Here is a 19,018-nt window from a genome sequence, read left to right as displayed (position 1 = left end):
ATTCCGAACCCGGAAGCTAAGCCTTACAGCGCCGATGGTACTGCAGGGGGGACCCTGTGGGAGAGTAGGACGCCGCCGAACAATCATTCAGAAGAACCCCTGATCCACTTGGATCAGGGGTTCTTCGCATTTCCGGGGGCGTATCGACGTATCGTCAGTGCATGGACGATCAGACAGCGGTCATTGCGGACAACGTGCTCCACCCCGGGCAGCGTGACGGCGCCCTCCGTGTGCTGGAGGAGGCCCAGGCGGTGGACGGTCGGGCCGCTGTGTCCGAGCAGGGCCGACTGCGTCTGCGTGCCGCCGAGATCCCGCGCCCGGGCGTCATCCACCTCGTCGAAACCGAAACCGAAACCGAGACGCGAGCCGAGACCGCGACGGAAGCCGAAACCGGAGCCGAAGTCGTCCTCGGCTACGGCCAGCTTGAGATCCCGCAGGGCGCGACCGCCAACCCGGCCGCCGAGCTGGTCGTCGACCCGGCCGCCCGCGGCCGCGGTCTGGCCCGTCCGCTGGTGGACGCCGTACTGGCGGAGGCCCACCGGGCGGGGCACGACGCGGTGGACTTCTGGGTGCACGGCGGGCACCCGGCGGCCCGGCACCTGGCCGAGTCGTACGGCGCCGAGCTGGTCCGCGAGCTGCGGCAGATGCGCCGCACCGGTCGGCAGACCGAGGAGGCGGCCGTCCCCGAGGGCATCGTGCTTCGCACGTTCCGCCCGGGGGAGGACGACGCGGAGTGGCTGCGGCTGAATGCCCTGGCTTTCGCCCATCACCCGGAGCAGGGCGCCTGGACCGAGCAGGACCTGGCGGAGCGGATCGCCGAGCCCTGGTTCGACCCGGCCGGCTTCTTCCTCGCCACCCGTGAGGGCAGGGCGGTCGGCTTCCACTGGACCAAGGTGCACCCGGCCGGCGCCACCGAGCCGGAGCTCGGCGAGGTGTACGTGGTCGGCGTGGACCCGGCGGAGCAGGGCAGCGGCCTCGGCCGCGCGCTGACCACGGCGGGTCTGCGTCACCTGACCGGTTCCGGCCCGGGCGAGCGCGGACTGGAGACCGTCCTCCTCTACGTCGATGCCGTCAATCCGGCCGCCGTGCGGGTCTATGAACGACTGGGATTCACCATTCACGAGGTGGATCTCATGTACCGAGCCCGGTACCAGGAGAACCGGCCGGCCTGACCCTCTCCCACCACGGTTCCCACCACGGTTCGACCGCCTCCCGGAGGCGGCGACAGAGGCGGCGAGGGAGGCGGCGAAGCCGGCCCGGAGCGGTCGCGGACGAGATTCCGGGACGGCCACGGCCCTTGCCCCGACCGACTCAGCTTTCCTCCTGGCCATGCGGTGTTTACCGTGGATTCAGTTGCTGCCGCGAAGATCACAGGATGAAGTCCGTAGTGTCTCGCTCGTGCAGAGTCGACCGCCAGGCACCGGCCGGTCCTGTACGGACCGCGCCCGGCGGATGGGCGCTGTCCCCGGGATCGGCCCGGGGCGAGGGCGACGGCCCGCAGAGCCATTCGTGTCCGGACGCCGTCCTGCTGCTGGAGGAGCTGGAGCCCATGAGCATCCCCCGCCCCGTCTCTGCCTCGCTGTCGCCGACGGCCCGGATGTCCGGTGCGCTGGGTGTCCCGCCGGAGCGGCCGGCCACGGACGAGCAGGAGTTCGAAGCGTTGCCGCAGGGCCGCTTCCTGGACCGCGAGCGCAGCTGGCTCGCGTTCAACGAGCGCGTCCTGGAGCTGGCCGAGGACCCGGGGATCCCGCTGTTGGAGCGGGCCAAGTTCCTGGCGATCTTCGCCAGCAACCTGGACGAGTTCTTCATGGTCCGGGTGGCCGGCCTCAAGCGCCGGATCGCCACCGGCGTGGCCCAGCGCAGCGCGTCCGGCCTCCAGCCGCGCGAGGTGCTGGACCTGATCTGGACCCGTTCGCGCGAGCTGATGGCCCGGCACGCCGCGGCCTTCCAGCAGGAGGTGCTGCCGGACCTCGCCACCGAGGGCATCGAGGTGGCCCGCTGGTCGGAGCTGGCCGAGAAGGAGCAGGCCCGGCTCCACTCGCTGTTCCGGCAGAAGATCTTTCCGGTTCTGACCCCGCTGGCCGTCGACCCGGCGCACCCCTTCCCGTACATATCGGGGCTCTCGCTCAACCTGGCGGTCGTGGTGCGCAACCCGGTCTCCGGGCACAAGCACTTCGCCCGGGTGAAGGTGCCGCAGTCGCTGGCCCGCTTCCTGGAGGCCTCGCCCCAGCGGTACGTCCCGCTGGAGGACGTGATGGGCGCCCATCTGGAGGAGCTCTTCCCGGGGATGGAGGTGCTGGCCCACCACGCCTTCCGCGTCACGCGCAACGAGGACCTGGAGGTGGAGGAGGACGACACCGAGAACATCCTCAAGGCCCTGGAGAAGGAGCTGATGCGGCGGCGCTTCGGCCCGCCGGTCCGGCTGGAGGTCGAGGAGTCGATCGACCCCTACATCCTGGACCTGCTGGTGCGGGAGCTGAACATCACCGAGGCGGAGGTCTTCCCGCTGCCCGGGCCGCTGGACCTGACCGGGCTGTTCGGGATCGCCGAGCTGGACCGCCCGGAGCTCAAGTACCCGAAGTTCGTGGCTGGCACGGCCCGCGGTCTGACCGACGTCGAGTCGGCCTCCCAGCCGGACATCTTCGCCGCGATGCGCGAGCGCGACGTCCTGCTGCACCACCCGTACGACAGCTTCTCCACCTCGGTGCAGGCCTTCCTGGAGCAGGCCGCCGCCGACCCGGACGTCCTGGCGATCAAGCAGACCCTGTACCGGACGTCCGGCGACTCGCCGATCGTGGACGCGCTCATCGACGCGGCCGAGTCCGGCAAGCAGGTGCTGGTCCTGGTCGAGATCAAGGCGCGCTTCGACGAGCAGGCCAACATCAAGTGGGCCCGCAAGCTGGAGGAGTCCGGCTGCCACGTGGTCTACGGCCTGGTCGGGCTGAAGACGCACTGCAAGCTGTCGCTGGTGGTCCGCCAGGAGGGCGACACCCTGCGGCGCTACTCGCACGTGGGCACCGGCAACTACCACCCGAAGACGGCCCGGCTGTACGAGGACCTCGGCCTGCTCACCACCGACCCGCAGGTCGGCGCGGACCTCTCGGACCTCTTCAACCGGCTCTCCGGCTACTCGCGCCGCGAGTCCTACCGCCGCCTGCTGACCGCCCCGCGGAGCCTGCGCGACGGGCTGGTCTCGCGGATCCACAACGAGATCGCCCACCACCGGGCGGGCCGCCCGGCGTACGTGAAGCTCAAGGTCAACTCGATCGTCGACGAGGCCGTGATCGACGCGCTGTACCGGGCCTCGCAGGCGGGCGTGCCGGTGGACGTCTGGGTGCGCGGGATCTGCGCGATCCGCCCGGGCGTACCGGGGCTGAGCGAGAACATCCGGGTCCGCAGCATCCTGGGCCGCTTCCTGGAGCACTCCCGGGTCTTCGTGTTCGGCAACAACGGCGATCCGGAGGTCTGGATCGGCAGCGCCGACATGATGCACCGCAACCTGGACCGCCGGATCGAGGCGCTGCTGCGGATCACCGATCCGGCGCACCGCGCCGAGCTGTCCGGGCTGATCGACCTCGGGGTGTCGGACGAGACGGAGTCCTGGCACCTGGGGCAGGACGGCGCCTGGACCCGCCACTCCCAGGACGCCGAGGGCCGGCAGCTGCGGCACGTCCAGGACCTCCTGATCGACTCGCGCCAGCGCCGCCGGGCCGCCACCTCGCGCTGACGCGACCACTGATGCGAAACCGTCGGAGCAGCAGGCCCTCGAGAGTCTCGAGGGCGACTGTTCCGGCGGTCGGCCGCCAGCTCCGGGGAACGGCCCGGAGGAACGGGGATCTACCACGCCATGACCGACGCGCCGATGACGGCCCAGGCGGCCTCCACAGCGACCGCCGGGGACATCCTTTCCCGCCACCTCACCGCCCAGGCCGGCGCCTTCCTGCGCGCCCTGCCGCTGGCGGTGGGCGAGGTCGGCGCCAGACCCGGGGCGGCCTCGGTCGTCCCGGCGGCGGGTACCGCGGATCTGCTGCGGGCCGTCCGGCGGGTCGGCGGGCTGCTGCACACCTTCGGCTCGGTCTTCGAGCAGACCTGGGCGCAGGAGTCGCGCACCGAGCTGCGCTGGCTGCTCAACCTGCTGGCGCTCGAGCCCGGCTACGTCCGCCGTTCGGCCCGGCTGCTGGGCGCGCTGGACTCGCTGAGCGGCAGTGACCCGGAGGGGACGGGCATGCTGGCCGGCCACGCGGGCGCCCCCAAGGCGCGGGCGCTGCTGGACCGGCAGCTGACCCTGGCCAGGACCCGGGCGCACTCCACGGCGCTCCAGGAGCTCCGCTCGGCCCGGCTGCACGCGCTGGCGGACCGCATGACGCTGCTGGTCGGCGAGGCGCCGCTGCTGGAGTCGGCGGGCGGCCGGGCGTCGGCGGTGCTGCTGCCGCAGGCGGGCGCCGCGTTCGCCGCGCTGTCCGCGACCGCCCAGCAGCTGCCGCTGCATCGGGCCGCGACGCCGTACGGCGGGGATGGGCTGCGCCGGCTGGGCGCGGTCCCGGCGGCCCGGGGCGCGATGGACGCGGACACGGCGCTGGCGGCCGACGACCAGCCGTGGGCCCGGCTGCGGATCCTGGTGAAGCGCGCCCGGTACGCGCTGGAGGTGTGCGGCCGCCGGTCCGCCGAGCTGGACGAGCTGGACGCGGTGCTGGCCCGGCAGCAGGAGGCCGCGGACGCCGCGGTCACCGCCGCCACCGCCGCGCGCACCCCGCGGATCACCCCCGCGACCGCGTACGTGCTGGGCGTGGTCCACGCCGACCAGCGGCTGGACGTGGAGTCGGCGCGGTACGTGTTCGGCCGTCGGTGGACCGAGCTGTCGCCCGGCCCGGACGGTTGGCTGGACTTCCCGGCCGAGGGCTGGGGCCAGCCCGTCGCACCGAGGACGGTCTGAGTTGGGCGGGCGCCGGAGAACCGGGCAGGCGATGGAGAGCGCGACCGGGGCGGGGCACGGCCCGGTGATCCTGGCGGCCGGCGCGGTGCTGTGGCTGCCGGGCCGGCTGAAGAAGAGCGGGCGGCTCGGGCGGCCGCGGGTCGCGGTGATCCACCGGCCCAAGTACGACGACTGGAGCCTGCCGAAGGGCAAGCTCGACCCCGGCGAGGGCATGGTCGACGCGGCGCTGCGCGAGGTCTGGGAGGAGACCGGCTTCCGGTGCCTGCTCGGCCCGGAGCTGCCCGCCCAGCACTACCAGGTGCAGGGCCGTCCGAAGGAGGTCCGGTACTGGGCGGCGGTGCCGTCGAGCGGCGCCTTCCGGCCCAACCGCGAGGTGGACCGGATGGAGTGGCTGCCGGCCGGGAAGGCCCGGGCCCGGCTCACGTACGACCACGACCGGTTGCTGATCGACGCGCTGCTGGCGATCCTGGGGGCGAGGCCGCTGAAGACGACCGGCGTGCCGCCGGTGGAGGAACGGTGGAAGTGATCTCTCCGCGCCCTTGCCGTGACGCAACCGTTACTACCTGACGTAGTTTCCTGCCATCCTTTCGAGGTTCACTCCCCGTTCACTTGCGACCGGCTGTCGTGTCACTTCCCAGGCTTAACTTCGGGACCACCGGAGGGCCGCAAGGGCCCCGGACCACAGCAGAACCCGCGCCGCGCCGTACGCGTACGGACCACGCAGCGGGAAATGCCTCAGAAAGGGAATCCCCAGTGAAGCTCCAGCGGAACGGCCGCTCCAAGGCCCTCGCGATCGGTGCCATGGCGCTCGTCAGCTCGCTGTCGCTCGCCGCCTGCGGCTCGGACAACGGCAACTCGACCACGGCCGGCGGCTCCAGCGGCTCCGCCGCGGCCGGTGCCGCGATCACCTGTGGCAAGCCCGGTTCGCTGATCGCCGCCGGTTCGACCGCCCAGGGCACGGCGATCGACGTGTGGAAGACCAACTTCAGCGGCGCCTGCTCCGGCACCACCATCAACTACCAGGGCGTGGGCTCGGGCGCGGGCATCCAGCAGTTCACCCAGGGCAAGGTCCAGTTCGCCGGTTCCGACTCGGCGCTGAAGCCGGCCGAGGTCGACGCCTCCAAGGCGGTCTGCACCGGCGGCCAGGGCATCGACCTGCCGATGGCCGGCGGTCTGATCTCGCTGGTCTTCAACGTGGACGGCGTCGACAACCTGGTCCTGGACGGCCCGACCGCCGCCAAGATCTTCGACTCGCAGATCACCAAGTGGAACGACCCGGCGATCGCCGCCCTGAACCCGGGCGCCAAGCTGCCGGACGCGGAGATCCAGTCCTTCCACCGCTCGGACGACTCCGGTACCACCGACAACCTGACCAAGTACTTCGCCGCCGCCGGCAACAGCGCCTGGTCGTACCCGTCCAGCAAGACCTGGGCGGCCAAGGGCGGCCAGTCGGCCAACGGCAGCGCCGGTGTCGCGGCCCAGGTGAAGCAGGTCAAGAACTCGATCAGCTACGTCGAGCTGGCCTACGCCCAGACCAACAGCCTGAAGAGCGCCGCCATCAACACCGGCGCCTCCAAGCCGGTCGAGGCCACCGCCGCCAACGCCGCCAACACCTTCGCCAAGGCCCAGATCGCCGGTACCGGCAGCGACCTGGCGCTGAAGCTCGACTACGCGACCAAGGACGAGGGCTCGTACCCGCTGGTCCTGGTCACCTACGAGATCGTCTGCGACAAGGGCAACAAGGCAGACACCCTCGACACCCTGAAGTCCTTCCTGACCTACACCGCCAGTGACGCGGGTCAGAAGGCGGCCGGCGAGAAGGGCTACGTCCCGCTGCCCAAGGAGCTGACCGGCAAGGTCAACGCCGTCATCCCGACCCTGGCCTGACCCGACAGACCACCGGTGGGGCGGCCCCGTGAGCGAGGGGGGCCGGGGCCGCTCCACCGGAACGCACCACACCCAGCACCACGTCCGGGGCACCGCCGCCATGGTGCCGTCCCCCTTCCGGGGCGGCGCCACCAGACCGGAGTAGACCAATGACTTCATCCTCCCCTGCCGCCCCGCGAGGCAGGGAACGCCGACCGCGTGACAGCCGGGTCGGCGACAAGATCTTCATGAACCTCGCCCGGGGTTCGGGCATCCTGCTGCTGGTCATCATGGCCGCGATCGCGGGCTTCCTGGCCTGGCGCTCGGGCCTGGCCCTCAGCAACAACGACGGCAACTTCCTGACCTCCTTCGAGTGGGCGCCGGACGCCCCGAAGCCGGTCTTCGGCATCGCGGTGCTGGTCGTCGGCACCATCGTGAGCGCCGTCATCGCGATGGCGATCGCCGTCCCGGTGGCCATCGGGATCGCGCTGTTCATCTCGCACTACGCGCCGCGCCGGATCGCCCAGCCGTTCGCCTACCTGGTCGACCTGCTCGCCGCCGTCCCCAGCATCGTCTACGGCCTCTGGGGCGCGCTCTTCCTGGTCCCGCACATGGACGGTCTGACCAGCTGGCTCGACGAGTACCTGGGCTGGACGTACATCTTCGACCAGACCAAGACCGGTACCCCGCGCAACCTGTTCACCGTCGGCATCCTGCTGGCGATCATGGTCCTGCCGATCATCACCGCGGTCTCCCGCGAGGTGTTCCGCCAGGTGCCGCGGATGCACGAGGAGGCGGCACTCGCGCTCGGCGCGACCCGATGGGAGATGGTCCGCACCGCGGTGCTGCCGTTCGGCCGCCCCGGCATCATCTCGGCCTCGATGCTCGGCCTCGGCCGCGCGCTCGGCGAGACCATCGCGGTCGCGGTGGTGCTCTCCTCCAACAACGTCCTGTCGCTGCACATCCTCGACGCGGGCGGCGGCACCTTCGCGCAGAACATCGCGCTGAAGTTCGCCGAGGCCGGCGACAACGGGCGCAACGCGCTGATGGCCTCCGGCCTCGTCCTGTTCGTCATCACCCTGCTGGTGAACGGTGCCGCGCGACTGATCATCGCCCGCCGCAAGGAGTACTCGGGGGCCAACGCATGACCGTCACCGCCATCGTCGATGACACCCGGCCCGTCGGCCGTCCGCTGACCGCCAACCGGCTGCCCAAGTGGGCCCCGGCCGCCGTCGCGGTCGGCTCGATCGCCCTCGGCTGCGGGATCGGCGCCGCCGCCGGCCTGGCCAGCCACCTGCAGTGGGGCCTGATCTCGGGCCTGCTGTTCCTCCTGACCAGCTACGGCCTCGCGGCCCGGGTCGAGGGCCGCCGACAGGCCAAGGACCGGTTCGCCACCTCGGTGGTCTGGGTCGCCTTCATCCTGGCCGTCGTCCCGCTGGTCGCCCTGACGGTCTACACCGTCCAGCAGGGCGCCGGCGTGGTGGACGGGTTCTTCCTGAGCCACTCGATGAAGGGCGTGCTCCAGTCCGGGCCCGGCGGCGGCATCTACCACGCGCTGATCGGCACCCTGGAGCAGGTCGCCCTGGCCACCGCGATCGCCGCCCCGATCGGTCTGCTGACCGCCGTCTACCTGGTCGAGTACGGCCGCGGCAAGCTCGCCAAGGCGGTCACCTTCTTCGTCGACGTCATGACGGGCATCCCGTCGATCGTCGCCGGTCTGTTCATCCTCTCGCTCTGGAACCTCGCCCTGGGCTTCGGCTACTCCGGCTTCTCGGGCAGCCTCGCGCTGGCGATCCTGATGATGCCGGTCGTGGTCCGGTCCACCGAGGAGATGCTCAAGCTCGTCCCGAACGAGCTGCGCGAGGCCTCGTACGCGCTCGGCGTGCCGAAGTGGAAGACCATCCTGCGGATCGTCCTCCCCACCGCGATCGGCGGCATCGCCACCGGCGTGATGCTCGCGGTCGCCCGCATCACGGGCGAGACCGCCCCGGTGATGATGCTGGTCTTCGGCGCCGACTACATCAACAACAACCCGTTCGACGGACCGCAGCAGTCACTGCCGATGTACATCTGGACGCAGTACTCCCAGGTCAACAACCAGTACGGCTACGCCCGTGCCTGGGGTGCGGCGTTGGTGCTGATCGCCTTCGTGATGAGCCTCAACCTCATCGCCCGGGGCATCGCCCGCTGGCGCTCGCCCAAGACCGGCCACTGACCGACAGACGTACGAGACAGACGAGAGAAGCAACGATCATGGCCAAGCGCATCGACGTCAGCGGACTGTCGGCCTACTACGGCACCACCAAGGCCATCGAGGACATCTCGATGAGCATCGAACCCCGCTCGGTGACCGCCTTCATCGGCCCCTCCGGCTGCGGCAAGTCCACCTTCCTGCGCACCCTGAACCGGATGCACGAGGTGATCCCCGGCGCCCGGGTCGAGGGCAAGGTCCTCCTGGACGACGAGAACCTGTACGCCACCAACGTCGACCCGGTCGCCGTGCGCCGCTCGATCGGCATGGTCTTCCAGCGCCCGAACCCCTTCCCGACCATGTCGATCTACGACAACGTGATCGCCGGCCTCCGGCTCGCGGGCGTGAAGAAGAAGGCCGTCCTGGACGAGGTGGTGGAGCGCTCGCTGAAGGGCGCCAACCTCTGGAAGGAGGTCCACACCCGGCTGAACAAGCCGGGGGCCGGCCTCTCCGGCGGTCAGCAGCAGCGCCTGTGCATCGCCCGCGCCATCGCGGTCGAGCCGCAGGTCCTGCTGATGGACGAGCCCTGCTCCGCGCTCGACCCGATCTCCACCCTCGCCATCGAGGACCTGATCGGCGAGCTGAAGTCGCAGTTCACCATCGTCATCGTGACCCACAACATGCAGCAGGCGGCCCGCGTCAGCGACCGCACCGCCTTCTTCAACCTGGCCGGCGTCGGCCAGCCGGGCAAGCTGATCGAGCTGGACGACACCCAGCGGATCTTCTCCAACCCGTCGGTCCAGGCGACCGAGGACTACATCTCCGGCCGCTTCGGCTAAACCGGACCCCGTCACCGCGGCACCGCGACGAGTGACGGAACACGAGCTGTCCCGTGGTGCTGCATGGCGGTGCCGCCGCGGGACATGAAGAAGGGCCCGCCCCCGAGATGTGGGGGCGGGCCCTGTCATGTCCCGGTGCCACACCGGGCCGTTCCCGTGGGTCAGCCCCAGAACAGGTGGACGAACCAGTACACCAGCGCTGCGACGATGGCGGCCGCCGGCATCGTGATGAACCAGCCGAGCACGATGTTCTTCGCGACGCCCCAGCGCACCGCGCGGATCCGCTTGGTGGCCCCCACACCCATGATCGCCGAGGTGATCACGTGGGTGGTGGAGATCGGCGCCTTGTAGACGAACGAGCTGATGTACATGACGATCGAGGCGGTGGTCTCGGCCGCGAAGCCCTGCGGCGGGTCCAGCTCGATGATCTTGCGGCCGAGCGTCCGCATGATCCGCCAGCCGCCCGCGTAGGTGCCCAGCGAGAGCATGGCGGCGCAGGAGATCTTCACCCAGACCGGGATGGCATAGGTGTCCTGCCGGCCGGAGATGACCAGGGCCATCACCACGATGCCCATGGTCTTCTGGGCGTCCTGCAGACCGTGCGCCAGGGCCATCGCGGCGGCCGAGGCGGTCTGGGCGATCCGGAAGTTGCGCTTGGCCTTGTGCGGGTTCGCCCGGCGGAAGATCCACAGGATCGCCAGCATCACCAGGAAGCCGCCGACCAGGCCGACCACCGGCGAGACGACCATCGGGATGACGATCTTGTCGATCACCCCGCTCCAGATCACGCCGATCCCGCCGGCCAGCGCCGCGCCCACCATGCCGCCGAACAGTGCGTGCGAGGAGGAGGACGGCAGGCCGAAGTACCAGGTGACCAGGTTCCAGGCGATCGCGCCGACCAGGGCGGCGAACAGGATCGCCATCCCCTGGTTGCCGCTGGGGGTCTCGATGATCCCCTTGGAGACGGTGTGCGCCACGCCGCTGCCGAGGAACGCGCCCGCCAGGTTCATCACGGCGGCCATCGCGAGCGCGGCCCGGGGGGTGAGCGCCCGGGTGGAGACCGAGGTGGCGATCGCGTTCGCCGAGTCGTGGAAGCCGTTGGTGTAGGTGAAGAAGAACGCGACACCGATGACGACGATGAGTGCAGCCATGTCCACGAGGGTCAGGACTCCTTGACGGCGATGGTCTCCACCGTGTTGGCGACGTGCTCGAACGCGTCCGCCGCCTCCTCAAGGACGTCCACGACCTGCTTGAGCTTGAGCACCTCGATGGCGTCGTACTGACCGGAGAACAGGTGGGCGAGCAGCTTGCGGTGGATCTGGTCGGCCTGGTTCTCGAGCCGGTTGACCTCGATCCAGTACTCGGTGAGGTTCGACATGCTCCGCAGGTTCGGCATCGCCTCTGCGGTGAGCTCGGCGGCCCGTGCCAGCACCTCGATCTGCTGCTCGATCCCCTTCGGCAGGGTCTGGATGTCGTAGAGGACGACCAGGTCGACGGCCTCCTCCATGAAGTCCATGATGTCGTCCAGCGACGAGGCGAGGCTGTAGATGTCCTCGCGGTCGAAGGGCGTGATGAAGGACGAGTTCAGCTGGTGGAAGACGGCATGGGTGGTGTCGTCCCCGGCGTGCTCGGCGGCGCGCATGCGCTCGACGATCTCCGCACGGGCCGACACGTCTGATCCCAGCAGCTCCAGCAGGAGCTTCGATCCGACGACGAGGTTCTCCGCCGCGACGGTGAACATGTCGTAGAAGCTCGTCTCCTTCGGGGTCAGGCTAAAACGCACGGAAATCTCCGATGTGCGGGGTAGGGACTGAACGATGCTAGGTGCAACCAAGCGCAATCACGCAAACGGGGTGTCGAGGGTGGAGCCGGATCCTCCCCTTCCGTTCGGCTGCCGCACCGGCTGACCCGGACCGCACCACCACCTGCGGACGCGGGCCCCCAGTCTGACGGAACCTCGCCCGGATTGTCCCCGTCGTGCATGCCGAGGACCCGGGGCGCCGCTCAGACGGGTGAAGCACCGGACGGCCCCGCCCGGACGCTCCGGCACATGCCGCCTCGGCCGCCGGAACACCACGACAGGCCCCGGTGTTGGACACTGGTGGCCGACGCAGCCACCAGGCACTCAGACGAAGGCGGGGCCGATGACCACGACGCAAGCGCGTACCGAGCCGGATCACGCGGACGGGACCGACCCGGACGCCGGCCACGCCGCACCCGCGGCCGCCGCAGGACACCAGGGCGGACACGGACCGCACGGCTACAGCGCCCAGAAGGACGCCCACCTCAAGCGGCTCCGCCGGATCGAGGGCCAGGTCCGCGGCCTCCAGCGCATGGTCGGCGAGGACGTCTACTGCATCGACGTGCTCACCCAGGTCTCCGCCAGCACCAAGGCGCTGCAGTCCTTCGCACTCTCCCTGCTGGAGGAACACCTGCGGCACTGCGTCGCCGCGGCCGCCGAGGAGGGCGGCGCCGAGCTGGACGCCAAGGTGGCGGAGGCCACCGCCGCGATCAGCCGTCTGCTGCGCAGCTGAGCCCCCGGCGCCCCGGACGGCGCGGACCGTCCCGCTAGCCGTCGGTCTCCCGGTCGGCCTCGCGGTCGGCCGGCCCCGGATCGGTCCGGTCGAGCAGCACCTCGTCGATCCGCTCGGTCGGCAACCGGTCGCCGGAGCTGGCCGTCGCGGCGATCATCAGCTCGCCGGCCAGGTCGATCTCGTCGAGGGCCGCGTCGTCGTGGCCGCCACTGCGGCCGCCCGTGGACGACACCACCTGCACCACCCCTTCAGTGCCTCGCCAGCCCGGGCGGCAGCCACCCGACGTCCAGCCTAGGCACTCCGCGGCCCGTCCACATGGCACGGACGGGCCATCTCGGCGCCGCCGAAACGGGTGGCCGCCGCTCCCCGGACGGCCACACGCCCCGGCGGCACCCCATTTCGGCGGCACCCCGTCTCGCCCCGGCGCCGGAGCGCCGCCGCGGCCTACTTGGGGCTCTCCGTGGGCTTCATCTGGTAGATGTCCGAGGCCGACGGCTCGGCCGCCTCGACCGCCTTGCCGAAGTCCGACAGCGCGGTCGTCGAGGTCACCTTCACCTGGTCCTTGGGCTCCTTCGAGCCCGCCACCCCGGCGAAGGTGAACACCTCGACCACCTTGTGCAGCCGGCCCTGGTCGTCCAGCCAGGCGTCGAACGGGACCTCCTTGACGGTGAAGGTCTGCGCGCCCATCCGCAGGCCGTCCCCGCCCCGGCCACCGGTCGCGTCGGCCGCCTTGGACAGGTCCAGGGCGCCGCGGTAGTGGTGCAGCGCGACCCCGCCGACGGTCTCGGTGCCGACCGCCTCCGCCTTCTGCGCCCCGCGCAGCGCCCCCGCGGCCGAGGCCGGGTCGGTCGCGCCGCTGCTGACCAGGTTGCCGTCCGGCAGCTGACGCACGTCCAGCTTGACCCACTTGCCCTCGGGCACCTTGGCGCCGCTGTTCTGCAGGTACACGGTCCCGGGCAGGACCACCTCGACGATCTTCCCGGTGGTCGCGGCGCCCGGCGGCACCTGGACCTCCAGCCGGCCGATCCGCTTCACGTAGTCGTAGCCGCCCGTGCCGCTGAACGAGGCCTTCTTCTCGGCGGACTCGGTGACCAGCTCGGTGGCGGTGTGCGCGGAGCCGGTGCGGCCGGTGATGTCGGCGGCGTTGCGCACCGCCGTCAGCGGGTCCGCGGCGAGCTGGTCGGGGGCGTTCGACTGCTGGTCGGAGGAGCCGCCGCCGGAGCCGCCCGAGCAGCCGGCGGCGCCCGCCGCCAGTGCGGCGGCGAGCAGGGCGGCCCCGGCCGCCGAGCGCAGGTGCGGACCCGGACGGCGCGCTGGCCGCCCGGTGCGCTGCTGGTCGGTCATCTTCATCCTCGCGACAACCCCCTCGGGCCCGACTGCCCCGCCGGTACCACCGGGTGGGCAGAGCTCTTTCCGGGCAAACGAGTTGGGAGCCGAAGGGTTACGGGTGCCCGCCGTCCGGAGGGCGTCGCGCATCGGGCGTCCGGCGCGTTACGGTGAACCACGTGCACAGTGAGCTGCCGGCCGCGCCCGGCACCCGGATGCCCGAGCACCGCCTCGCGATCAGCGAGCGCGGCTCCTTCGCCTTCGCGACCTGCAGCTGCGGCTGGTACTCCTCGGCCCGCCGCTCCCGCGACCTGGCCCGCCGCGAGGGGGCCGACCACCTCGCCGAGAGCGGCGTCGCACCGGACTGACCGCGCGGCCGGGCTGCTCCTGTGGCGACTCGGGCGTCTGCGACCGCTCGGGCCGCTCCGACCCGTCAGGCCGCCCAGGCCGCTCAGCCCGCTCAGGCCGCGAGGTCGGACTCCGGGGGCTGCTCCTCGGCCCGCACCGCCCCGCGCCCGCGCCGACGGCTGCGCGGACCGGCCCCGCCACGGGCCGCTCCGGCACGCTCCGGCGCCCGGATCAGCGGGGCGACGGCCGTCCGGCTCAGCGCGTGGCAGAACGGGACCAGCACCGCCATCGCGATCGGCGCCAGCAGCAGCACCACGGCGACGGCGAGCGCGAAGCCGCCGATCACGTCGGTCGGGTAGTGGACGCCCATGAACATCCGGCAGAAGCCCTGCAACAGGGCCAGCCCGCCGGCGATCCAGCCGAGCCTCCGGTTCACCAGGAACAGCGCCACCGCGACGCCCATCGTCATGGTCGAGTGGTCGCTGACGAAGGAGTGCGTGCCGGCCTTGCCGTCCACCAGCACCAGCAGCCCGGGATGGTCGACGAACGGGCGCGGACGGTTCACGATCGCGGCGATCGGCAGGTTCGCCAGCTCGGCGATCGCGACCGACAGCGGCACCCAGAGCAGCCCGGCGATCGCCACCGGCGCGTCCGGGCGGCGCCTGGCCTGCAACCAGGCCACCAGACCGAGCATGCCCAGGCCGATCAGGATGCCGTACTCGCCGATCCACGAGACCAGGTGGTCCAGCCACTGCGGGGAGCGTTTGGCCAGGCCGTTGACGGCGTAGAGCAGGCCGAGGTCGGGGTTGGTCGTGTCGGCAAGCGGCGTCGACACGCCGTACCTCCTTCTGGTCCGCTACACCTGTACGTTCCCGCCGGAGCCCGCCCGGCGCGGAATGCTGACGAGGGGCCACCGGAACAAACGTCATTTCGGGGCCACAGCGTTCCACGGAAACGCGCAGTTATGGAAACTTGACTCAGCGTCCACACGGCGCACACACGCCCCGGGTGCCCCGGCCCGCTACCGGCCCGCCCCCGCTGGGGTCGGCCCGGCCGGCGCGGGCGGGGCCGCCGCCGCGGGCCGGCTCGGGGCGTTGACCGAGCCGTCGTTGTTCCGGCTCGGCAGCGCCTGGGCGCCGTCCGAGGTCACCCGGGTCGCGCCGATGTACTCCTTGGTGTCGATCTTGTCGTAGCGGATCACCGCACCGGTGTGCGGCGCGTTGATCATGTACCCGCCGCCGACGTAGATCCCCACGTGGTGGATGCTCCGCGGATCGCCCAGGTCCGTCGCGAAGAACACCAGGTCGCCCGGCCGCAACTGATCCCGCGACGGGTGCGGGCCGGCGTACCACTGGTCGTTGGCCACCCGGGGCAGGGTGATGCCCACACTGGCGTACGCGGCCTGGGTCAGGCCCGAGCAGTCGAAGCGCCCGTTCTGCGAGGGCAGGCCCTCACCGCCCCACAGGTACGGGGTGCCGAGCTTGGTCTGCGCGAAGTAGATCGCCGCCGCCGACTGCGCGGACACCTCCAACGGCGCGGTCGGCGCGGTGAAGCTGCGGGCCATCGCCTGGATGCTCCGCACGTAGCCCTGGGTCTCCTTGTACGGCGGGATGCCCCTGTTGCTCGTCACCGCGTACGGACCGGCGTTGTAGGCGGCCAGCATGTTGGCCTGCGCGTCGCCCGGGACGCCCGAGACGTCCTTGGCGAGCGCGCAGTCGTAGACCGCCGCCGACGCGATCGCGTCGTACGGATCCCAGACGTCCTTCCGGCCGTCACCGTTCGCGTCCGTTCCGTACGTCGCCCAGGTGCCCGGCATGAACTGCGCCATTCCCTGCGCCCCGACACCGGAACGGGCCCTGGGGTCGAATCCGCTTTCCTGGTACAGCTGCGCCGCGAGCATCGGCGGAGAGATCTCCGCGCACAGCGCGCCCCACTTCTGGATCGCCTCCTGGTAGGCCGCGGGGACCGTTCCGGGCGAGAGGGCGGAGCGATTCACCGACTGCTGCGGCGTCCCACTCGCCGCATAAGTCCCCATCGTCACCAGCCCGATGAACCCGAACGCAACAACTCCCGCAGTGACGGCGGCCGTCCCGGCCTTCCGGAGTACCATCAGCACCATCCCGACGATTCGTCAGTCGAAGTGTCCCGGAAGGCATTGCTCACCGCAATCATCAGAGATACAGGGAGTGAGCGCTATCCTTCGTACGGTGGACATCCTCGCGTACGTGTCCGATGCCTCACGACCAATCCGCGAGAAGTAGCCAAGTCGACATCAGATCTGGCCAAGAATAGGCACCGACCCTTCGCGCGGGCGGGGTCCGGGCCCTTGAATTTGCCTGATCGGGCGGTGAGATGGAAATGAACCTGAGCAGCGTGCACACCTATGCGGTCGGCCACCTGGCCGATGACCCTCCCAAGAAGCCGAATATCGACACCATCATCGGCGGGATCGCCCCGGACTGGGGCCCGTTCGCGACCCTCGGGTCGGAGGCCCGGGTGATGGTCGAGGTCATCATGGCCGTCGCCATCCTCCTCTGCCTCGGCCTCGCCGTCTGGGGCGCCGCCAAACAGCGGATCGGCGCGACCGCGATGCGGGACAGCTTCGGAGCCGAACAGGGCAAGGGACTGATCGTCGCCGGACTGACCGGCGTGTTCATCATCGGATCACTCGGAACTCTGTTCACCATTGTCTACGGCATGGCGATCTGACGATCGGACAGCAGTAGTCCGGCCCGTCCGAGGTCGGGTCCCCGTCCGGACCCACTCCAGCGGTCGGCCTGCCAGGAGTTCACCCCCGTTCCCACCCTCCGTCCGCGCCCGCCCCCGGGTGGAGGGCCCCCGGAGCCGCCCCCGGCTCCCAGCACCAGGAGGGCCGCCGTGCCGTTGTCCGACGACCAGCCGCACACCCGTACGCGGCTACCGGTCGGCGAACAGCCCTCCCCGCAGCCGAGCCTGCGTCAGTCACGGCCGCTACGCACCCTGCTGACCGTCCTCGTCGTGGTCACCCTGCTCGTCGTCGCCATCGCCATCGCCAACCGCGGCAAACCCACCCCCGGCGGCAGCGGCGGCTCCGCCGACCACGCCGCCCCCAGCGCCCCCGCCGGCGCCGGCCCCGCCCCCAGCGGCGACCAGCCCGTCGGCACCACCGTCAACGGCATCGCCTCCGGCTTCCCGCACAGCGACCAAGGCGCCCAGTCCGCCGCCGCCAACTACGCGGTGGCGATCGGCTCCGCGGACATGTTCCGCACCGACAGCCGCCACACCATCATCACCACCATCGCCGACCCGGCCGCGGCGGCGACACTGCAGAGCCGGCTGGACCAGGGGTTCGGCGGCGACACCGTCGCACGCTACGGCCTCGACTCCCAAGGCCGCGCCCCCAAGGGCCTCACCTTCGTCAGCCGCACCGTCCCGGTCGGCACCAAGTCGACGGGCTACACCGACAGCGACGCCAAGGTCGAGGTGTGGTCGACCGGCCTCACCGGCCTCGCCGGCGAGCGCTCCGTCCAGCCGGTGACCACGAACTGGTTCACCCTCACACTCTCGCTGCACTGGACGGGCGGCGACTGGAAGCTCACCGACTTCACCAGCCGGCAGGGCCCCGCGCCGATGCCCGGAGACCAGCAGGCCGCAACCGCCGAGGAGATCACCGGCGCCGTCCAGCAGTTCGGGGGGTTCCGCTATGCCCGTTGACCACACCTCGCACCGATCCACCGCACGCCGCGCAGGCACGCTGGCAGGTGCGCTGGCCACCCTGCAGCTGATGGCGCTGCTGGCCGCCCAGAGGGTGTTCGCCGACCCGTCGCCGACACCGGTGCCGAGTGGGACCCCCAACGCCAACTGCCCTGACCTGCCGATCTCCGGAAACGGCATCCTCTGCGTTGACAAGGGCGGCGGCTCGATTCCCGGCGGTGCCACCGTCGGGAGTGTGACCGATCCGCTGGGGTCGTTGGCGAAGAGTTGTGCGCAGGCGGCGGCGTGGGTGGTGCGGAACCTGTCGGGGGCGATTGACGGGACGACGCAGGTGGACTTCACGAATGCGTCGTTCCTGCAGCAGTACGCCGTGGTGTTCGCGGTGTCGACGGTGATCACGTTGGTGCTGTGGTTGCTGGCGGTGACGAAGCGGGCGGTGCGGGGGGCGCCGCTGACGACGGCGTTCTCGGAGGCGATCGGCTTCCTGTGGCTGACCGTGGTGGCGTCCGCGTTCACGCCGTTGATCCTGTACACCGTGGTGAGCGTGACGGACGGGCTGACCAAGGCGGTCGCGGTCGGGACGAAGACGGATACCGGGTCGTACCTGGGCGGGTTCGCGGACACCTTGGAGAAGGGGAACGTCGGCGGTGGTCCGCTGATCCTGGTCCTCGTGTCGCTGGTCGCGGTGCTGGCGGCGGCGATGCTCTGGATCGAGCTGCTGATCCGGGCGGCGATGCTGTACGTGGGTGCGCTGCTGGGGACGGCGGTGTACGCGGGTCTGGTGGACAAGCAGCTGTGGAAGCACGTGCGCCGGTGGGCCGGGGTGATGTTGGCGGTGGACCTGGCGAAGCCGATCATCGTGATCATCCTGGGGCTGGCGGGCGCGGTGGCGACCGGAGCCGGGGCCAGTGACGACTTCGCCCGGGTGTTGTCGGGGCTGGCGATCCTGTTCCTGTCGATCTTCGCCAGCGCCGCGATCTACCGTTTCGTGCCGGGCTTCGGTGACGAGATCCTGAACATGCGTCAGGCCAGGGCCAACGCGGTGCAGGCGGGTTCGGCGATGATCAACGGTACGGCGAACCTGATGAAGCAGGGCATCAGCACTCACGGCGACCGCGGTGGGCAGGCGGGCGGCGGGAGTGGTGGCGGTGGTGGTGCGGGCGGCGGCTCGGTCGCGCCGGGCATCGCCGCCCACGCCGGCCGGACGCCGGCCCCGCCGCCGCAGGCCGGGCCGCCGCAGGCCACCCCGGTTCCGATCCGCGACAGCAATCCAGCGAAGGGAGGGTGA

General features: G+C 71.0%; 19 protein-coding genes and 1 rRNA gene. 14 read left to right on the top strand and 6 right to left on the bottom strand.

Annotation, left to right across the window (positions count from 1 at the left end; translation table 11 throughout):
* From rrf to pstB, 9 genes are all read left to right on the top strand, one after another.
* Nucleotides 1-81: ribosomal RNA gene (gene rrf / locus ACZ52R_RS37365) — 5S ribosomal RNA — on the top strand; the annotation flags it as partial.
* Between the two features lie 80 nt (nucleotides 82-161).
* Nucleotides 162-1,172, top strand: coding sequence for a mycothiol synthase (gene mshD, locus ACZ52R_RS37360; RefSeq protein ID WP_465755010.1), 1,011 nt, complete (start codon nucleotides 162-164; stop codon nucleotides 1,170-1,172).
* A gap of 353 nt (nucleotides 1,173-1,525) precedes the next feature.
* Nucleotides 1,526-3,727, top strand: coding sequence for an RNA degradosome polyphosphate kinase (locus ACZ52R_RS37355; RefSeq protein WP_465625538.1), 2,202 nt, complete (start codon nucleotides 1,526-1,528; stop codon nucleotides 3,725-3,727).
* Between the two features lie 120 nt (nucleotides 3,728-3,847).
* The gene (locus tag ACZ52R_RS37350; protein ID WP_465625492.1) at nucleotides 3,848-4,933 is read left to right on the top strand and encodes a CHAD domain-containing protein; all 1,086 of its coding nucleotides are present in this window, start codon (nucleotides 3,848-3,850) and stop codon (nucleotides 4,931-4,933) included.
* Between the two features lie 31 nt (nucleotides 4,934-4,964).
* Nucleotides 4,965-5,459, top strand: a complete 495-nt coding sequence (locus tag ACZ52R_RS37345; RefSeq protein WP_360506918.1) for an NUDIX hydrolase — start codon at nucleotides 4,965-4,967, stop codon at nucleotides 5,457-5,459.
* Between the two features lie 227 nt (nucleotides 5,460-5,686).
* Nucleotides 5,687-6,820: a phosphate ABC transporter substrate-binding protein PstS gene (gene pstS, locus ACZ52R_RS37340; protein WP_465755009.1), complete on the top strand. Its 1,134-nt coding sequence runs from the start codon at nucleotides 5,687-5,689 to the stop codon at nucleotides 6,818-6,820.
* A 149-nt stretch (nucleotides 6,821-6,969) separates the two neighbouring features.
* Nucleotides 6,970-7,947, top strand: a complete 978-nt coding sequence (pstC, locus tag ACZ52R_RS37335) for a phosphate ABC transporter permease subunit PstC (protein ID WP_465625497.1) — start codon at nucleotides 6,970-6,972, stop codon at nucleotides 7,945-7,947.
* A complete protein-coding gene (gene pstA, locus ACZ52R_RS37330) occupies nucleotides 7,944-9,014 on the top strand; it encodes a phosphate ABC transporter permease PstA (protein WP_360506910.1) in 1,071 nt (356 codons plus the stop codon). The genes pstC and pstA overlap by 4 nt, the downstream gene beginning before the upstream one ends.
* 38 nt (nucleotides 9,015-9,052) lie before the next feature.
* Nucleotides 9,053-9,829 carry a phosphate ABC transporter ATP-binding protein PstB gene (pstB, locus tag ACZ52R_RS37325; protein WP_360506907.1) on the top strand — a complete coding sequence of 259 codons (777 nt, stop codon included), beginning with the start codon at nucleotides 9,053-9,055 and terminating at the stop codon, nucleotides 9,827-9,829.
* A gap of 161 nt (nucleotides 9,830-9,990) precedes the next feature.
* Here the strand turns inward: pstB and ACZ52R_RS37320 are convergent, their stop codons facing one another.
* Nucleotides 9,991-10,986, bottom strand: a complete 996-nt coding sequence (locus ACZ52R_RS37320; protein ID WP_465665082.1) for an inorganic phosphate transporter — start codon at nucleotides 10,984-10,986, stop codon at nucleotides 9,991-9,993.
* Between the two features lie 5 nt (nucleotides 10,987-10,991).
* Nucleotides 10,992-11,612 (bottom strand): DUF47 domain-containing protein, encoded by a 621-nt coding sequence (locus tag ACZ52R_RS37315; protein WP_360506902.1) that lies wholly within the window; start codon nucleotides 11,610-11,612, stop codon nucleotides 10,992-10,994.
* Between the two features lie 361 nt (nucleotides 11,613-11,973).
* Between ACZ52R_RS37315 and ACZ52R_RS37310 the strand changes: the two genes are divergently transcribed.
* Complete coding sequence (locus ACZ52R_RS37310) at nucleotides 11,974-12,363, top strand: metal-sensitive transcriptional regulator (protein ID WP_360506899.1); 390 nt, start codon at nucleotides 11,974-11,976, stop codon at nucleotides 12,361-12,363.
* Between the two features lie 34 nt (nucleotides 12,364-12,397).
* Here the strand turns inward: ACZ52R_RS37310 and ACZ52R_RS37305 are convergent, their stop codons facing one another.
* Nucleotides 12,398-12,598, bottom strand: coding sequence for a hypothetical protein (locus ACZ52R_RS37305; RefSeq protein WP_360506897.1), 201 nt, complete (start codon nucleotides 12,596-12,598; stop codon nucleotides 12,398-12,400).
* Between the two features lie 209 nt (nucleotides 12,599-12,807).
* Entirely contained in the window at nucleotides 12,808-13,707 is a 900-nt protein-coding gene (locus ACZ52R_RS37300) for an SCO4651 family lipoprotein (RefSeq protein ID WP_360506895.1), read from the bottom strand.
* A 161-nt stretch (nucleotides 13,708-13,868) separates the two neighbouring features.
* On the opposite strand from ACZ52R_RS37300, the gene ACZ52R_RS37295 reads away from it, so the two are divergent.
* Nucleotides 13,869-14,057 (top strand): hypothetical protein, encoded by a 189-nt coding sequence (locus ACZ52R_RS37295; RefSeq protein ID WP_360506892.1) that lies wholly within the window; start codon nucleotides 13,869-13,871, stop codon nucleotides 14,055-14,057.
* A 92-nt stretch (nucleotides 14,058-14,149) separates the two neighbouring features.
* On the opposite strand, the gene ACZ52R_RS37290 is transcribed toward ACZ52R_RS37295, so the two are convergent.
* Nucleotides 14,150-14,872 carry a phosphatase PAP2 family protein gene (locus ACZ52R_RS37290; RefSeq protein WP_465625504.1) on the bottom strand — a complete coding sequence of 241 codons (723 nt, stop codon included), beginning with the start codon at nucleotides 14,870-14,872 and terminating at the stop codon, nucleotides 14,150-14,152.
* A 186-nt stretch (nucleotides 14,873-15,058) separates the two neighbouring features.
* The gene (locus ACZ52R_RS37285) at nucleotides 15,059-16,147 is read right to left on the bottom strand and encodes a C40 family peptidase (RefSeq protein ID WP_360506887.1); all 1,089 of its coding nucleotides are present in this window, start codon (nucleotides 16,145-16,147) and stop codon (nucleotides 15,059-15,061) included.
* A 248-nt stretch (nucleotides 16,148-16,395) separates the two neighbouring features.
* Between ACZ52R_RS37285 and ACZ52R_RS37280 the strand changes: the two genes are divergently transcribed.
* From ACZ52R_RS37280 to ACZ52R_RS37270, 3 genes are all read left to right on the top strand, one after another.
* Nucleotides 16,396-16,746 (top strand): hypothetical protein, encoded by a 351-nt coding sequence (locus ACZ52R_RS37280; RefSeq protein WP_360506884.1) that lies wholly within the window; start codon nucleotides 16,396-16,398, stop codon nucleotides 16,744-16,746.
* Nucleotides 16,747-16,914: 168 nt separating this feature from the next.
* Complete coding sequence (locus ACZ52R_RS37275; RefSeq protein ID WP_360506881.1) at nucleotides 16,915-17,730, top strand: DUF8175 domain-containg protein; 816 nt, start codon at nucleotides 16,915-16,917, stop codon at nucleotides 17,728-17,730.
* Nucleotides 17,731-17,800: 70 nt separating this feature from the next.
* Nucleotides 17,801-19,018 carry a hypothetical protein gene (locus ACZ52R_RS37270; RefSeq protein ID WP_465755008.1) on the top strand — a complete coding sequence of 406 codons (1,218 nt, stop codon included), beginning with the start codon at nucleotides 17,801-17,803 and terminating at the stop codon, nucleotides 19,016-19,018.

This window comes from Kitasatospora sp. NPDC034023 (genome assembly GCF_055575795.1).
The sequence above is the reverse complement of the archived record's forward strand: the minus strand, read 5'-3'. Positions and strand labels throughout refer to the sequence as shown.

Excerpts from the sequence above, each read along its gene's own strand:
- mshD (WP_465755010.1), top strand. The coding sequence starts at position 162 with ATGGACGATCAGACAGCGGTCATTGCGGACAACGTGCTCCACCCCGGG.
- ACZ52R_RS37350 (WP_465625492.1), top strand. The coding sequence starts at position 3,848 with ATGACCGACGCGCCGATGACGGCCCAGGCGGCCTCCACAGCGACCGCC.
- ACZ52R_RS37345 (WP_360506918.1), top strand. The coding sequence starts at position 4,965 with ATGGAGAGCGCGACCGGGGCGGGGCACGGCCCGGTGATCCTGGCGGCC.
- pstC (WP_465625497.1), top strand. The coding sequence starts at position 6,970 with ATGACTTCATCCTCCCCTGCCGCCCCGCGAGGCAGGGAACGCCGACCG.
- pstA (WP_360506910.1), top strand. The coding sequence starts at position 7,944 with ATGACCGTCACCGCCATCGTCGATGACACCCGGCCCGTCGGCCGTCCG.
- pstB (WP_360506907.1), top strand. The coding sequence starts at position 9,053 with ATGGCCAAGCGCATCGACGTCAGCGGACTGTCGGCCTACTACGGCACC.
- ACZ52R_RS37310 (WP_360506899.1), top strand. The coding sequence starts at position 11,974 with ATGACCACGACGCAAGCGCGTACCGAGCCGGATCACGCGGACGGGACC.
- ACZ52R_RS37300 (WP_360506895.1), bottom strand. The coding sequence starts at position 13,707 with ATGACCGACCAGCAGCGCACCGGGCGGCCAGCGCGCCGTCCGGGTCCG.
- ACZ52R_RS37285 (WP_360506887.1), bottom strand. The coding sequence starts at position 16,147 with ATGGTACTCCGGAAGGCCGGGACGGCCGCCGTCACTGCGGGAGTTGTT.
- ACZ52R_RS37280 (WP_360506884.1), top strand. The coding sequence starts at position 16,396 with ATGAACCTGAGCAGCGTGCACACCTATGCGGTCGGCCACCTGGCCGAT.
- ACZ52R_RS37270 (WP_465755008.1), top strand. The coding sequence starts at position 17,801 with ATGGCGCTGCTGGCCGCCCAGAGGGTGTTCGCCGACCCGTCGCCGACA.